15 protein-coding genes are annotated in these 15,368 nt (G+C 58.2%); 5 read left to right on the top strand and 10 right to left on the bottom strand.

All coding sequences use genetic code 11. The annotated features are described in order from the left end of the window. The first annotated feature begins 66 nt into the window (after positions 1-66). The 3 genes from xseA to KEHDKFFH_RS08000 all read left to right on the top strand — a co-directional run bounded on the left by xseA (position 67) and on the right by KEHDKFFH_RS08000 (position 3,959). Complete coding sequence (gene xseA, locus KEHDKFFH_RS08010; RefSeq protein WP_104321433.1) at positions 67-1,455, top strand: exodeoxyribonuclease VII large subunit; 1,389 nt, start codon at positions 67-69, stop codon at positions 1,453-1,455. Between the two features lie 103 nt (positions 1,456-1,558). After that, a complete protein-coding gene (locus KEHDKFFH_RS08005) occupies positions 1,559-3,433 on the top strand; it encodes a propionyl-CoA synthetase (RefSeq protein ID WP_104321432.1) in 1,875 nt (624 codons plus the stop codon). Positions 3,434-3,749: 316 nt separating this feature from the next. Then, positions 3,750-3,959 carry a cold-shock protein gene (locus KEHDKFFH_RS08000; protein ID WP_008169155.1) on the top strand — a complete coding sequence of 70 codons (210 nt, stop codon included), beginning with the start codon at positions 3,750-3,752 and terminating at the stop codon, positions 3,957-3,959. Between the two features lie 91 nt (positions 3,960-4,050). Here the strand turns inward: KEHDKFFH_RS08000 and leuA are convergent, their stop codons facing one another. Then, positions 4,051-5,745 carry a 2-isopropylmalate synthase gene (leuA, locus tag KEHDKFFH_RS07995; protein ID WP_104321431.1) on the bottom strand — a complete coding sequence of 565 codons (1,695 nt, stop codon included), beginning with the start codon at positions 5,743-5,745 and terminating at the stop codon, positions 4,051-4,053. 145 nt (positions 5,746-5,890) lie between these two features. On the opposite strand from leuA, the gene KEHDKFFH_RS07990 reads away from it, so the two are divergent. Then, positions 5,891-6,388, top strand: coding sequence for an Lrp/AsnC family transcriptional regulator (locus tag KEHDKFFH_RS07990; protein WP_104321430.1), 498 nt, complete (start codon positions 5,891-5,893; stop codon positions 6,386-6,388). Between the two features lies 1 nt (position 6,389). Here the strand turns inward: KEHDKFFH_RS07990 and KEHDKFFH_RS07985 are convergent, their stop codons facing one another. After that, positions 6,390-7,004 carry a TetR/AcrR family transcriptional regulator gene (locus KEHDKFFH_RS07985; RefSeq protein ID WP_104321551.1) on the bottom strand — a complete coding sequence of 205 codons (615 nt, stop codon included), beginning with the start codon at positions 7,002-7,004 and terminating at the stop codon, positions 6,390-6,392. 127 nt (positions 7,005-7,131) lie between these two features. Here KEHDKFFH_RS07985 and KEHDKFFH_RS07980 point away from each other — a divergent pair, with 127 nt between their 5' ends. Further along, complete coding sequence (locus tag KEHDKFFH_RS07980) at positions 7,132-8,865, top strand: proline--tRNA ligase (RefSeq protein ID WP_104321429.1); 1,734 nt, start codon at positions 7,132-7,134, stop codon at positions 8,863-8,865. Between the two features lie 55 nt (positions 8,866-8,920). On the opposite strand, the gene murB is transcribed toward KEHDKFFH_RS07980, so the two are convergent. The 8 genes from murB to KEHDKFFH_RS07940 are packed head-to-tail and all read right to left on the bottom strand — an operon-like array spanning position 8,921 to position 15,341. After that, a complete protein-coding gene (gene murB / locus KEHDKFFH_RS07975; RefSeq protein WP_104321428.1) occupies positions 8,921-9,967 on the bottom strand; it encodes a UDP-N-acetylmuramate dehydrogenase in 1,047 nt (348 codons plus the stop codon). Continuing rightward, positions 9,964-10,443, bottom strand: a complete 480-nt coding sequence (locus tag KEHDKFFH_RS07970) for a low molecular weight protein-tyrosine-phosphatase (protein WP_104321427.1) — start codon at positions 10,441-10,443, stop codon at positions 9,964-9,966. Before KEHDKFFH_RS07970 ends, murB begins: the two co-directional genes overlap by 4 nt. Beyond that, positions 10,436-11,230 (bottom strand): 3-deoxy-manno-octulosonate cytidylyltransferase, encoded by a 795-nt coding sequence (kdsB, locus tag KEHDKFFH_RS07965; protein ID WP_104321426.1) that lies wholly within the window; start codon positions 11,228-11,230, stop codon positions 10,436-10,438. The genes KEHDKFFH_RS07970 and kdsB overlap by 8 nt, the downstream gene beginning before the upstream one ends. Before the next feature lie 27 nt (positions 11,231-11,257). Then, positions 11,258-11,446: a Trm112 family protein gene (locus tag KEHDKFFH_RS07960; protein WP_064230163.1), complete on the bottom strand. Its 189-nt coding sequence runs from the start codon at positions 11,444-11,446 to the stop codon at positions 11,258-11,260. 19 nt (positions 11,447-11,465) lie between these two features. Further along, positions 11,466-12,512, bottom strand: a complete 1,047-nt coding sequence (lpxK, locus tag KEHDKFFH_RS07955) for a tetraacyldisaccharide 4'-kinase (protein WP_104321425.1) — start codon at positions 12,510-12,512, stop codon at positions 11,466-11,468. Then, the gene (gene msbA, locus KEHDKFFH_RS07950; RefSeq protein ID WP_104321424.1) at positions 12,509-14,287 is read right to left on the bottom strand and encodes a lipid A export permease/ATP-binding protein MsbA; all 1,779 of its coding nucleotides are present in this window, start codon (positions 14,285-14,287) and stop codon (positions 12,509-12,511) included. Before msbA ends, lpxK begins: the two co-directional genes overlap by 4 nt. After that, positions 14,284-14,709, bottom strand: coding sequence for an ExbD/TolR family protein (locus KEHDKFFH_RS07945; RefSeq protein ID WP_064230166.1), 426 nt, complete (start codon positions 14,707-14,709; stop codon positions 14,284-14,286). The genes msbA and KEHDKFFH_RS07945 overlap by 4 nt, the downstream gene beginning before the upstream one ends. Before the next feature lie 5 nt (positions 14,710-14,714). After that, positions 14,715-15,341, bottom strand: coding sequence for a MotA/TolQ/ExbB proton channel family protein (locus KEHDKFFH_RS07940; RefSeq protein WP_069183399.1), 627 nt, complete (start codon positions 15,339-15,341; stop codon positions 14,715-14,717). Positions 15,342-15,368 lie beyond the last annotated feature (27 nt).

Raw genomic sequence — 15,368 nt, 5'->3', positions numbered from 1 at the left:
TTAAGGTTCGATTGCATCTTTTTGAAATTTCGCTATTTTTACCCTTCCTTTTTTCGGCTATTGCGTATGTATAACGACGGATCAGGACCGACGACGCCGCATCTTCAGGACACCCGGCCCCGGGCGCTCAGTGTCAGCGAGCTCAACCACCAGGCCAGACATCTGCTGGAATCCAGCTTCATGCAGGTGTGGGTGGAAGGTGAACTCTCCGGATTTTCACGCCCCTCATCCGGCCACTGGTATTTTTCCCTGAAAGACCGCAAATGCCAGGTACGCTGCGCCATGTTCCGGGGCATGAACCAGCGTATCCGCGCACTACCGAAAGAGGGTGATCAGGTCCGGATCCGTGGCAAGGTGACCCTCTACGAGAACCGGGGCGACTTCCAGATCATCGTTGAACATATTGAGCCGGCGGGGCTCGGAGCTTTGCAGCAGGCCTTCGAGGAGCTCAAGCGCAAGCTGCTGGCCGAGGGCCTGTTTGATCAGGCCAGGAAGAAACCACTGCCGTCCCTGCCCCGGCACATCGGTGTGGTTACCTCACCCACCGGAGCCGCGATCCACGACATACTGACCGTCCTGGCCCGGCGCTGCCCCGCCATTCCGGTAACACTTTACCCCACGGCTGTGCAGGGCAAAGCGGCAACGGCCGATATTGTCGGCGCCATTGAAGCCGCCCAGAACCACGGCGTCGCCGACGTGCTGATCATCGGCCGCGGGGGTGGCTCCCTGGAGGATCTCTGGTGCTTCAACGAAGAAGCGGTAGCCCGGGCCATTGCCGCTTGCCGGATTCCCACCGTCAGCGCGGTTGGCCACGAAGTGGATGTCACCATTGCGGATTTCGTGGCGGATCTCAGGGCGCCGACACCCTCGGCGGCGGCTGAAAAGATTTCACCGGATCAGTCTGACTGGCTCAGACAGCTCCGCGAGCGGGAATTCCGCCTTTCCAACGCCATGGGCCTCGCTCTGAAGCGCCTGGGCACCCAGCTTGGGCACCTGAGCGCGCGCCTGCGGGACCCCAGACGGGAGCTTCTGGAGAAAGCTCAGCGAATGGATGAGCTCGAAATGCGCCTGCAGAAAGCCATTCGACAACGCCTGACGACTGTTGGCGTGCGCAATGTTCATCTGCGCCAGAGACTGGTTATGCAGTCACCCCGCCGCCAGCTTTCGGACAGTCAGGACGCGCTGCGGCGCGTAAGCGAGCGGTTGGTTTCCGTGATGCAACAGGGCCTGAAACAGCGCCACGAAACCGCGGGACGTGCAGCGCAGACCCTCAATGTGGTCAGCCCCCTTGCGACGCTTGGACGAGGCTATTCCATCGTACGCGACAGCCGCGGAAACATCCTCCGGGATGCCTCAAATGTTAACCTGGGCGATACCATCTCAGCCCGCGTTGCGCGAGGTGAAATGACTGCGAAGGTGACTTCGGTCAAATCTGCAGAAGAAACTGGCCCCTAGAGCCCCAAGACTAAGCCAATGGTCTACTAGTCCATGATTTCAAACGGCCTAAAGTTGTCAGGAAACGTATTAAAACAACAACAGGCACGATGAGGTGGAATGTATGGACTACCACTCGGAGTTCCGGCGGTCGATAGACAAACCGGACGACTTCTGGCGTGAACAGGCGGAGAAAATTGACTGGATCGAACCGCCGAAAACCATCTGGCAGCCGACCGACAATGGCCACGGGGAATGGTTTCCCGACGGTACCCTGAACACCTGTGATGTCGCGCTGGATGCCAACATCCGCGCAGGCCGTGGTGACCAGAAAGCCCTGATCTACGACTCTCCGGTTACCGATACCCAGCGCTCCTACACTTACAACGAACTGACCGACGAAGTGGCCAAGTTCGCAGGCGCCCTGAAGGGCCGCGGCATCACCAAGGGTGACCGGGTCATCATCTACATGCCAATGATCCCGGAAGCCGTCATTGCGATGCTGGGCTGCGCGCGGATCGGCGCTATTCATTCTGTGGTCTTTGGCGGCTTTGCTGCCCACGAACTGGCCGTGCGCATTGATGACGCCAAACCCAGGGCCGTGATTACTGCCTCCTGCGGCATCGAAGTCGCCCGGGTGATCGAATACAAGCCTCTGGTCGACAAGGCCATCGACCAGGCCAGCCACAAACCGGAAACCTGCATTGTTTACCAGCGTCCCCAGGTGAAAGCCGACCTTCAGACTGGCCGGGACCACGACTGGAACGAGTTGATGAAAACGGCTGAGCCGGCTGATCCGGTGCCCGTGAAATCAACAGACCCGCTCTATATCCTCTACACCTCCGGCACTACCGGTAAGCCCAAGGGTGTGGTGCGTGATAACGGTGGTCACGCGGTTGCGCTGAACTACAGCATGAAGCTGGTCTACGACGCCAAACCTGGTGATGTTTACTGGGCCGCCTCCGACGTTGGCTGGGTCGTAGGCCACAGCTACATTGTTTATGCCCCGCTGTTTGCCGGTTGTACCACCATCATGTACGAGGGCAAACCGGTGAAAACGCCGGATGCCGGCGCATTCTGGCGGGTCGTCCAGGACCACAAGGTCAACATGCTGTTTACCGCTCCGACCGCATTCCGCGCCGTCCGCAAGGAAGATCCGGAAGCGGATCAGCTGTCACGCTATGACATCAGTTCACTAAAACGCCTGTTTCTGGCCGGCGAGCGCCTGGATCCAGCCACCTATGAATGGCTGAAGGAACATACCGGCCTGCCGGTTCTTGACCACTGGTGGCAGACAGAGACCGGCTGGGCCATCTGCTGTAACCCGGTGGGTATCGAATTGATGGCCACCAAACCGGGATCTGCGACCGTGCCCTCCCCCGGCTACAACGTTCAGGTGGTGGACATGAACGGTAGCCAGATGCCCGCGGGCGAGCAGGGCCAGATTGCGGTGAAACTGCCCCTGCCGCCAGGCTGCATGATGACGGTCTGGGGCGACGACGAGCGCTTCCGCAAAACCTATCTGGAGCCGATTTCGGGGTTCTACAGTTCCGGGGACGGCGGGTTTATTGACGATGACGGCTATGTGTTTGTCATGGGCCGCACCGATGATGTGATCAATGTAGCCGGCCACCGTCTTTCCACCGGCGAGATGGAGGAAGTGGTGGCTTCCCACCCTGCCGTGGCCGAGTGCTGCGTAGTGGGCGCACACGACGATATGAAAGGCCAGATCCCCGTCGGACTGGTTCTCATCAAGGATGGTGCAACCATCGACCATGACGAACTGGAAGACGAACTGGTGGAGATGGTGCGCGACAAGATCGGTGCCATCGCCTGTTTCCGTCGTGCTCTGGTGGTAGACCGACTGCCCAAGACCCGTTCCGGCAAGATCCTGAGACGGGTCATCCGCCAGATCGCTGATGGCGAGGAATACTCGGTGCCCAGCACCATTGATGATCCTGCCATTCTGGAAGAAATCAGCGAGCAATTCCGCCACTGACCGCGGAGCTCCGACACATGCCCGCCCCCGGTTAACGGGGAGCGGGCATTTTTTGTTCAACCGAATCCCAACCCGTTGTTTTTGCCCGGATTAAAACCTGCATAAAAGGTGCGAAAATTTCGTTGACGCCCCCCAAAGTCGGTCTATACTGAAATTGCTGTGAAAATACAGCGGTATTTGGTGAATGCGTTTCAACGTCCTGCCGCAGTGCTCTTCGTTGCCCCTTCCTCAGTACTCTCTGGATTTCTCAGCAACGATTCCATGTGGAATTTTGAAGGTCCCGTGAGGGCAAATTACAGAAAGACAGGAAAGATCAATGTCCGATACTAAAACCGGCCACGTTAAGTGGTTTAACGAGTCCAAAGGCTTTGGCTTCATCGCTCAGGACGGTGGCAGCGACGTGTTTGTTCACTACAGCGCAATCAACGCAAGCGGTTTCCGTACCCTGACCGAAGGCCAGCAGGTACAGTTCACCGTAACACAGGGCCCGAAAGGCCCGCAGGCGGAAAACGTTACCCCGGTCTAAGGGCCTACGTTCCGTCCTTTGCCCCTCACGGGCATCGGAAAACCAACAAGCCGGCACTCGTGCCGGCTTGTGTCGTCACGGCAGTGCGCTATCACGCACCCGCCGCTTCAGCCTCCTTTTCTTTCCTGGGCATTTCAACACCCACCGCCTGAGCTACCGCAGAAAACAGTGCCTGCAGGGTGGCAGACGTGGTGTCCTCAGCAAGAGCCGCCGCACTGCAATGCATACCGCTTGCGGTCAAGCGAATACAGGCCAGTGCGTTGGCATTAGTGCCCTCACCCAGGGCAAACTCGTCGTAAGCCTCTACCGCGATGGCTACGCCAAAACGCTTCTCCAGCGCCTCTGATACCGCCTCAACAGCGCCCAATCCATGACCATCCAGGCGCACTGGAGAAGCCTCACGGCCCACCGACACCTCGGCGTGAACGCCCTCTTCGTCCCGATGCAGGTCGTAGGAGCGCAGAGCCCAGTCGGCGTGGACTTTCAGATAGCGATCCTCGAACAGGCGGTGAATGGTCAGTGAATCAATCTCGCCGCCGTTGGTTTCCGCTTCTCTCTGAACCACCTTGCTGAACTCGATCTGCAGCCAGCGCGGCAGGCTGATGTTGTAATCCCGCTCCAGCACATAAGCCACACCGCCTTTGCCAGACTGACTGTTGATGCGCACCACTTCCTCATACCGGCGGCCGACATCAAACGGATCGATGGGCAGGTAAGCGACATTCCAGGCCTCCCCTTCCTTGCGGCGCGCCAGGCACTTGCGGATGGCGTCCTGATGGCTGCCGGAGAAGGCGGTGAAGACCAGTTCGCCGGCGTAGGGATGACGCGGGTGAGTGGAAATCTCGGTACAGGCCTCAACCACCTCGGTGATCTCTGCCATGCCTGACAGATCCAGTGTCGGATCAATGCCCTGGGAATAGAGGTTCATGGCCATGGTCACCAGGTCCATGTTGCCGGTGCGCTCGCCGTTACCCATCAGGGTACCCTCGACCCGGTCCGCTCCTGCCATCACCGCCAGTTCGGCGGCGGCCACGGCGCAGCCACGATCGTTGTGGGTGTGCACGCTGATACTGATATGCTCCCGGCGCTTGATGTTGTCGCAGATCCATTCGATCTGGTCGGCGAAGACATTCGGTGTCGCCATTTCAACGGTGGCCGGCAGGTTGATAATCATCGGCTGTCCCTCTTCCGGGCGCCAGACCTCACTCACCGCATCGATCACTTCCGCGGCAAAATCCAGCTCTGTACCGGTAAAACTTTCTGGTGAGTACTGGAAGGTCCACTCGGTTTCCGGGTGACGGGCAGCAATGTCACGAACCAGCTTTGCACCATTGACGGCAATATCCCTGATGCCATCCCGATCCAGGCCAAACACCTGCTCCCGCTGAACCGTGGACGTGGAGTTGTAGACATGGACGATCGCCTTGCGGGCGCCGGCCAGTGCTTCGTAAGTGCGCTCGATCAGTTCAGGACGAGCCTGGGTCAGCACCTGGATCTTCACATCCTCGGGAATGCGGTTTTCTTCAATCAGCTTGCGGCAGAAGTCGAAATCCGGCTGGCTGGCAGCGGGAAAGCCAATCTCGATTTCCTTGAAGCCCAGCTTGACCAGCAACTCGAACATCCGCGTTTTCTGGGCGACAGACATGGGCTTCACCAGCGCCTGGTTGCCATCCCGAAGGTCAACCGCACACCAGGTCGGCGCCTTCTCGATGACCTTGTCCGGCCAGCGACGGTCGGTTTTGGCAACAGGTTTGAACGCAACGTATTTGCGATGATCGAAAGCCATGCGTGTAATTCCTTGCGGTTTCGGGAATGAAATTTTCAGTGTGTACAGGTTAACGCGGTAAAGCTGGTATTTGATTGCGAACTTTGGTGGGAAAGCGTATTTTTTAATCCATAAATTGCCAAATAACAAGGTTCCGTAGAATTTTATGACCGCAAATCAGAAAACCCTCGTCAAAATTGACAAGATGGACCGCCGGATCCTCGAACATATCCAGCAGGATGGCTCCCTGACCAACCAGGAACTGGCAGAAAAAGTCGGGCTGTCACCTTCACCCTGCCTGCGCCGTGTGAGGGCCCTTGAGGATGCCGGTATTATTATCAAAACCGTCACCATTCTGGATCACAAGAAGCTTGGCCTGTCCCTGACGGCAATCATACTGATTGGGATGGACCGGCATACGCCAGAGCGATTCGCGGCTTTTGAAGAGCAGGTGGCCGAATACCCAGAAGTGCAGGAGTGCTACCTGATCACCGGCCAGGACGCCGATTACATGCTCAAGGTGGTGGTACCCGACATGGACCACTACCACCATTTCCTGTTGAACCGTATTACCCGAATTCAGGGGGTCAGCGGGGTACATTCCAGCTTTGCCCTCCGCAGAGTGATCGACAGTACCGCCCTGCCCCTGGGTTATCTTTCCTGATTCAGACTATAAGCTCGCGAACGTAAGCCCGGGCCATGCACTTGAGCTCCTCCACCAGTTGCCGGCCCTGGGCCTCCGGAAGGGTCACTGCCAGCCGCAGCACAGTGCCCGCAGACCGTGGCAGCAGCAGGCTTGCTGTCCAGCGCCGGTCATCCGGAATCTGAGGGCATTCCTCCTTGAGCTTCTCGTCCAGGTCGCGGGCGTTGGTATAGAGCTCTCTCAGGTCCAGCTCCCGGAGTTCCGGCATGGCCTCCACACCGCTCCAGATAGCCGAATAGGCAGGCTCATTGCGGTAAAACTCATAGAACTGATCAATAAGAACGTCCACCGCATCAACCAGACTCAGTTCCAGTAAACGCTCCCTGAGAGCACGCTCCATCTTCTCTACATGCTGTTCTGCGATGGCATGAACGATGGCCGCCTTGTTGGGAAAATACCGATACAGGGAGGCCAGGGACATTCCCGACTGCCGGGCAATGGCTGACATGCTGACAGCCTCGACGCCGGTCTCGTGAAACACGGCGGCGGCGTGGCGTAGGATTGTGTTGACGCGCTCCCGGCTGCGCGCCTGAACCGGCCGGCGCCGCGGGGCCACATCAATAGATTCGTCGGTCATCATCTGTACCTTGTGCAACAGGCTCCGTACAATAATGGCCACTTTACGACAAATAAAGGCTTCGGCGGGCCAACCGCCGCCTGTCCATTAGTCTAACACTTCAGATTTATTACAAACGGAAGACACGATGCGAGCGAGCCGCTACCTGATTGCCACCCAGAAAGAGACCCCCGCCGACGCCGAGATCATCAGCCACCAGTTGATGTTGCGTGCCGGCATGATTCGCAAACTGGCCGCCGGGCTTTACACCTGGTTGCCGATGGGCCTGCGCACCCTGCGCAAGGTTGAGCGGATTGTTCGCGAAGAAATGGACAAGAGTGGTGCTCAGGAAGTATTGATGCCGGCGGTTCAGCCGGCCGAACTCTGGGAAGAATCCGGGCGCTGGACTCAGTACGGCGGCGAATTGCTGCGAATGAAAGACCGCCACGGGCGGGATTTCTGTTTCGGTCCGACCCACGAAGAGGTCATTACCGACCTGATCCGGAACGAGCTGAGCAGCTACAAGGAGCTGCCGGCCAATTTCTACCAGGTACAGACCAAATTCCGGGACGAGCGTCGCCCTCGGTTCGGCGTCATGCGGGCCCGGGAATTCCTTATGAAGGATGCCTACTCCTTCCACCTGAATGCAGAATCCCTGAACGAAACCTATGAGCTGATGCACCGCACCTACTGCGCTATCTTCGACCGGTTCGGCCTGGATTACCGTGCAGTACAGGCGGATTCCGGCGCCATAGGCGGCAACGCTTCCCACGAGTTCCATGTACTCGCATCCTCCGGCGAAGACGACATCGTTTTCAGCACAGAGAGCGATTACGCGGCCAATATCGAGAAAGCTGAGGCGGTAGCGCCCGTCGGAGATCGCCCTGCCCCGGCCGAGGAGATGAAGGAAGTCGCCACGCCGGACCAGAAAACCATCGAGGCCGTATCAGCGTTGCTGGGCATTGATGCCACTCGCACCGTCAAGACTCTGCTGGTGAAGGCCGAAGTGGATGAAGACGGAAACTCCGGCCTGGTTGCACTGGTTCTGCGTGGTGATCATAGCCTTAACGAAATCAAGGCTGAAAACCTGGCCGGCTTAGCCGAGCCTCTGACCATGGCCACCGATGAGGAAATCGAACAGGCTGTCGGGTGCAAGGCCGGTTCTATCGGACCGGTAAAACTCAATGTACCGGTCATTGTCGACCGCAGCGCAGCCCACCTTGCGGACTTTGTCTGCGGCGCCAACCGGGAAGGTTTCCATCTGACCGGTGTGAATTGGGAGAGAGATGTAACGCTTGACCGTGTAGAGGACCTGCGCAACGTTGTCGAGGGTGACATGAGCCCGGACGGCAAGGGCACTCTGGAAATCCGTCGCGGTATTGAAGTCGGCCATATCTTCAAGCTCGGGAACAAGTACAGCACCGCCATGAACGCCACTGTTCTGGATGAAAATGGCAAAACCGTGATCATGGAGATGGGTTGCTATGGCCTGGGCGTTTCCCGGGTTGTTGCTGCAGCTATTGAACAGAACCACGACGACAACGGCATCATCTGGCCAGACGCCATTGCGCCTTTCCAGGTGGCCATCGTCACGCTTAACGCCCACAAGTCTCCCACGGTTGCCGAAGCCGGCGAAAAGCTTTATGAGCAGCTTCGCCAGGCGGGCTACGACGTGCTTCTGGATGACCGCAAAGAGCGCCCGGGCGTGAAGTTCGCCGATATGGAACTGATCGGTATCCCGCACCGGTTCGTGGTATCCGAGCGCGGTCTGGCAGCAGGAACCCTGGAATACAAGGGCCGGCGGGATGCGGAAAAACAGGATGTGCCGGTGGCCGAAGCGCTGCCATTCCTGGTGAATGCCTCGCCCCGAAAAGGACTTTGATCCCCTGCCCACCTCAGGCGGGCGCACCTGACGGCACTTGAGTAACACAGTGCCGTCAGGGATTACCTCTTCCGGAGTCACCAACAATCCCCGGCTCCATTTCCAGCGTGACCCCGAACCGCTCTGCCACCGACCTGCGAATCGTCTCCGCAAGCTCGAGTATGTCGGCTCCGGTGCCGCCAGAATGGTTTATCAGGACCAGTGCCTGCCGGTTATGAACACCCACCCGGGCATTCCGAAACCCCTTCCAGCCACTTTGATCGATCAACCAGGCTGCGGCCAGTTTGACGCCCTGCTCCTGGGGATATCCCACGATATCCGGGTGCCGCTCCCTGAGGGATTCAAAGATAGCGCCATCCACCACCGGATTCTTGAAGAAACTTCCGGCATTCGGAATGATGTCCGGGTCCGGAAGCTTACGGCGCCGAATGGCCATCACGGCCTCCGCCACATGAACTGGGTCCAGAGCGGATTCCGGTGTATCACCAAGATAGTCCTGAAGATCCCGATACCCGAGCACCAATGGCTGTGAGCGAGACAGGCCCAGGCGAATTTCCGTAATCACGTAACGCCCTGGAGTCTGTTTGAACAAACTGTCGCGATAGGCAAACCGGCACTCGGCGTTATTCAGAGGCACCAGCTCGCCAGTCTTGCGATCAAGCGCAGTGACCGACTCCAGACAATCGCATAACTCCACCCCGTAGGCGCCGATATTCTGAACCGGCGCCGCACCGGCTGTTCCGGGAATCAGGGCAAGATTTTCAATGCCCCGATAACCGGCTCTGGCTGCATACAATACGGCTTCGTGCCAGTTCTCACCGGCGCCGAGTACCAAGGTGGCGCGGTGATCCTCAATATGTTCCCAGCGACGTCCGCGTATAGCCAAACAAACCACAAGCCCGGTGAAGTCGCCTGCGAACACCAGATTACTTCCACCACCGAGAATCAGAACCTCATGGTCTTCGGCCGCTGCCCAGTCGAGGGACCGGACCAGCTCGTCCGCGCTGTGCACCTCAACAAAGAAGCGTGCCCTGGCTGGCACATGCAGGGTATTCAGGGCCTCCAGCTCAACGTTTTCCCGGATCTCCGGATGCCGAGTCAAGCCAGACGCCCCCGGATATCAGCCAGCAGCCCCTCACCGGCTTCGTGAATCAGGTCAAGAACCGTTTCAAAGCCTTCGTCGCCGCCATAGTATGGGTCTGGCACTTCCTGATGCTTGGAACTGCCGTATTCCAGAAACAGTGCCGGTCGGGTACCTCCATTCTGATGCCAGACATCCTTGATATCAGCAAGGTTCTGGCGATCCATTACCAGCACATAATCAAAGTTATCCAGGTCCTCGGGGCTGAACTGGCGCGCCCGCAATCCGCTGATATCGATACCCCGACGCCGGGCAGCCTCCTGGGCGCGCGTGTCAGGGCTCTTGCCAATATGCCAGTGGCCGGTGCCACAGGAGTCGATGTGAACCTGATCCGCGAGGCCAGCCTGCTCCACCAGGGAACGAAATACACCTTCGGCACTGGGCGAGCGACAGATGTTGCCCAGACAAACGAAAAGTACCTTTACCGGTTCAGCCATTGTCGATATCTCTCCTTTCCAGCCAGTTGCGGACCCGTTGCAGATCAGCTTCGGTGTCAATACCACCCGGCGGGTTCACAGCAGCCACATCCACGTGGATCCGGGCGCCGTTGTAGAGCGCCCGCAACTGTTCCAGTGATTCGGTAACCTCTGTGGGGGCAGGCGCCCAGCTGACAAACTGTCCAAGCACAGAGGCGCGGTAACCGTAGATACCAATATGCCGGAAATACCCGATATTGTGAGGCAAGGATATGTCGACGCCGGTAAGCGGCGTGCCCTCCTGCCACTGGTCCCTTGCCCACGGAATCGGTGCCCGGCTGAAGTAATGCGCCATCCCCTTGTGATCAAACACCACTTTAACCACATTGGGGTTAAAGACCTGTTCAGGGTCATGGATTCGCTCGCACAGGGTGGCAATGGCGGCTTCCGGATACAGCTCCAGGTTGTCGGCCACCTGATTGATCAGTTCCGGCGGAATCAGGGGCTCGTCACCCTGCACGTTGACCACCCGGTGGTCGGCCTCGAACCCAAGCGCCCTTGCAACCTCCTCGAGTCGGTCGGTGCCACTGGCATGATTCGGGGATGTCATCACCACCTCGGCACCAAAGCTTTCGCACGCAGTTCGGATTCGGTCGTCGTCGGTGGCCACAACCACCCGATCTGCCCGGCTTTCCGCAGCACGCTCGCAGACGTGCTGGATCATGGGCTTTCCGGCAATTTCCGCTAGCGGCTTGCCTGGCAGGCGACTGGAGGCATAGCGGGCCGGGATCACAACGGTAAAAGACATGAGGTAACTACCCTGATGGACTTGGGTTCAGCGCTTGTGCAGACGCTCATCGGTGGACAGGGTCCTGGCCTCTGTGGCCAACATCACAGGAATGCCCTCGCGGATCGGGAACGCCATGGCGTCCTGATAACAGACCAGCTCGGTTCTGTCCTCATTGAGTTTCAGATCGCCCTTGCAGACCGGACAGGCCAGCATCGCCAACAGTTTCTTATCCATGTTTCTTACTCACTTGATATCACGAAGTTAACGGCTCGGCACACTGGCGAACCCGGGCCAGAAAGGCATCTCGGAACTGCTCCGGCAATCTGGCCTCAACCACCAGGCTCCAGGCATTGTCGGGCGCGAAATCCCGGCATTTCACCGCGTCCTTTGCCGTCATTACAATCAATTCATCGGCATCGGTTGTCAGATCCTCTGGACGGAACCGGTGATGATCCGGAAAAGCCCTCTCGGTGACAACCGCGCCCAGCGCCCTGAGTGTATCGAAAAACCGGGCCGGATTGCCGATCCCGGCCACCGCCGTCACAGCCTTCCCGTTGAGATCTCCGACAGGCCTGGACGCCCCGGATTTCAGGTGAACCAGGCTAGCGGGTTCCAGTACCATGGAATAGATGGCCGGGTGGTCGACGCCGGCAAAATTCTCAAGCGCCTGCTCCGAGATTTCCTTACCATTTACGATAACAAAATCCACAGAAGCGAGCCGCGAAACCGGCTCTCGCAGGGGACCGACCGGAATCAGGGCGCCGTTCCCGATGCCCCGCTGCCCATCAAATACCGATAGTTCGAGATCCCTGGGCAATTTGTAATGCTGCAGACCGTCGTCACAGATCAGCAAATCACCAAGGTTATTCTCGAGAGCATAATCGGCGGCGCGTCGACGCCGGGGATCAACAACCACCGGACAACCGGTGCTGAGTGCCAGCATCACCGGCTCGTCACCGGCTTCTTCGGGGCTGGTATGTGCTGCGACCTCCAGCGGGTATTGGCCGGCGTCACCGCCATACCCCCTGCTAAGGATGACCGGTCGCCAACCAGCAGATGCCAGCTCAGAGACCAGCCATGCGGTAAGCGGTGACTTCCCGGTTCCACCAGCGGTGATATTGCCAACCACAATCACCGGAACCGGAAGCGAGGCATCCCTTGCGTCCCAGGCCGAACGGCGACGGGCCTCTGCGATGCTTCGGTACAACCAGGACAACGGTGCCAGAAAGCCCAGGGGCCGTTTACTGCCATACCAGAGACGTTCAACCAGCGAGCTTATGGCGGATTGCACCGCGCTCATGGCTGCTCGCTGAACTGCATCTGATGCAACTGGGCGTATGCCCCGCCAGCAGCAAGAAGTTCGTCGTGGCGACCGGACTCTGCGATTCGTCCGTTTTCCATCACCAGAATCCTGTCGGCTTTCTCGATGGTGGAAAGGCGATGCGCGATGACCAGTGTGGTACGGCCCTGCATCACCGTTTCCAGCGCCTCCTGGATGTGCCGTTCAGATTCGGTATCCAGCGCCGATGTGGCCTCATCAAGGATCAGGATTGGGGCATTCTTGAGCAATGCCCGGGCGATGGCCAGCCTCTGCCGTTGCCCACCCGAGAGCATCACACCGTTATCACCGATCATGGTGTCCAGCCCCTCGGGCATACGGTCAATAAATTCGAGCGCATGCGCCTTGGCGGCGGCCTCACGGATTTCTTCGCGAGTACAATTCCGGAGCGCTCCGTAAGCGATGTTGGCGGCGATACTGTCGTTGAAAAGCACCACATTCTGGTTCACCAGCGCAATCTGGGAGCGCAGCCCTTTAAGGGAGAACTCTTTCAACGAATGACCATCGATGCGGATATCGCCGCCAGTATATTCATAGAATCGTGGAATGAGACTCACCAGGGTGGACTTTCCGCTTCCTGAACGGCCGACAAGCGCCACACTCTGACCGGCAGGAATACTGAAGGAAATACCCTCGAGGACATTGTCGAGCTGGTCCCGGTACCGGAAGGACACCTCATCAAACTCGATGTCGCCCTCAACTCGATCCGGAGAGTAGGTACCCGGATCCTGCTCCGGGGTTTCATCAATGGTTTCAAAAACATCGTAGGCTGCTGCAACACCTTTCTGGATCTTGGCATGAACCGAGGTGACTTGGCGGATCGGCTTTGCCATGGTGGTTGCAGCGGTGATAAAGGCAACCAGTTGCCCCGTGCTCATTTCGCCACGGATTTCCGGCGCGAGCATCATCCAGACCAGACCGGCAATGGCGATGGCCACCAGTACCTGGATGACCGGAACACTGATGGCCTGAGTGGATGCCATCTTCAGACTTTGCTTGAGGTTTTTATTATTAACCTCTTGAAAACGATCGCGTTCATAATCCTCACCACCAAAGGTCCGAACAACGCGATAGCCGGTAATCGACTCTGAGGCCACATGGGTTATGTCGCCCATGGAGCCCTGAATTCGCTGACTGATCTTGCGGAAGCGTTTGCTGGCGTAACTGACGACGGCCGCAATGAGGGGCCCCACCGCCAGGAAAATCAGCGTGAGTTTCCAATTGGTGTAGAACATGTAACCCAGCAGACCGATGATGGTCAGCCCTTCACGGAGCGTGATGGTCACTGCGTTAGTGGTGGCCTCCGCCACCTGCTCAACGTTGAAGGTGAGCTTGGAGACCAGGCGTCCGGCTGCGTTGTCATCAAAATACCGGGAGGGCAGTGTCATCAGGCGATCGAATACATCATTGCGCAAGGCATTAATGACCTGGCGACCAACATAGCTGATGAAATACTGGCTCAGGAATGTACCCAGGCCCCGGAATGCAAACACACCTACAATGACCAGGGTGAGCATCAGGCGGTTCTGCTCCGTGGGGTTTTCGATGGCCGCGATGACGTATTCCATGGCCGCCGCCATACCGGTCGATGCGGCGGCATAGATGATGTTGCCAAGTACCGCCAGGGAGAAGGCCAGCAGGAAGGGCTTCACATAAGCGAGCAGGCGTTTGTAGGTTTCCCAACTGCCCGCTGGCAAACCGGCCGAAGGATCAGGCAAAGGCTCGGTTACCTTCACTGGTTCTCAGCCTCCCGCTCGGTAGTAATGCTGAGCTTGGCAAATCCAAGACGTCCGGCAACGTCCATGGCACGAACCACGAACTCGTGGGGGGTACGGGCGTCAGCAGTAATGATGAAAGGAAGCGAATTGTTGCCTTCCGCAAGCTCGCGCACACCCCGTTCAAGCGTTTCCCGCCGGTTATTGACCAATGTCCGGTCATTCAGGATGTACTGCCCCTCGGCATTGATCACCACATCGATCTGCTGCACTTCCGATGCCGGCGCGGGCTCGCCACTGGCCTCGGGAAGCTCGACCTGCAGATGGCTTTCCCGGGTAAAGGTTGTGGAAACCATAAAGAAAATCAGCAGCAGGAACACCACGTCGATCAGTGGTGTCAGGTCAACCCCGACTTCCTGGCTTCTCTGGCGCTTGAACTTCACGGCGTTCAGGCTCCTTCCACGTCGATTTCGCGGTCTCCGTGTACTACCTCAACCAGCTTGATGGCTTCCTGCTCCATGCCTACGACCAGCTCATCCACCCGGCGGATAAAGTAGCGGTGGCAGATCAAAGCCGGGATAGCAACGCTCAAACCAGCGGCGGTAGTGATCAGCGCTTCGGAGATGCCGCCAGCCAGATTGCCCGCGTTGCCGACCCCGGCCAGCTGGATCTCGGCAAAAACCTTGATCATCCCGATAACGGTGCCCAGCAGACCCAGCAGAGGAGTGATGGTCGCTACGGTACCCAGTGGGTTCAGGAATCGCTCCAGATCGTGGATAACCTGGCTCGCCTCGTGCTCGATGCTCTCTTTCATGATTTCGCGGCCGTGCTTCGCGTTAAGCAGGCCACCGGCCAGAATCCGGCCCAGGGGTGAGGAACCCTGCAGGGCTTTCAGCTTCCGGCCATTGAGTTCTTTTTTCTTGATCCAGCGCCATAACTCGTTAATGGTCTGGGGAGGCGCTACCCTGGAGGCACGAAGGGTCCAGATACGCTCCAGAATGATGGCCAGCGCCAGAATGGAACAGGCAACAATTGGCACCATCAGAATGCCACCGGCTTTCAACAGCTCGAACACGCTTGGTCTCCCTCATTGTTTGCAAGC

Source organism: Marinobacter maroccanus (assembly GCF_002933275.1).
Taxonomy (GTDB): Bacteria; Pseudomonadota; Gammaproteobacteria; order Pseudomonadales; family Oleiphilaceae; genus Marinobacter; species Marinobacter maroccanus.
Note: the sequence above shows the minus strand (reverse complement) of the source record. Positions and strands in the feature narration are given on the sequence as shown.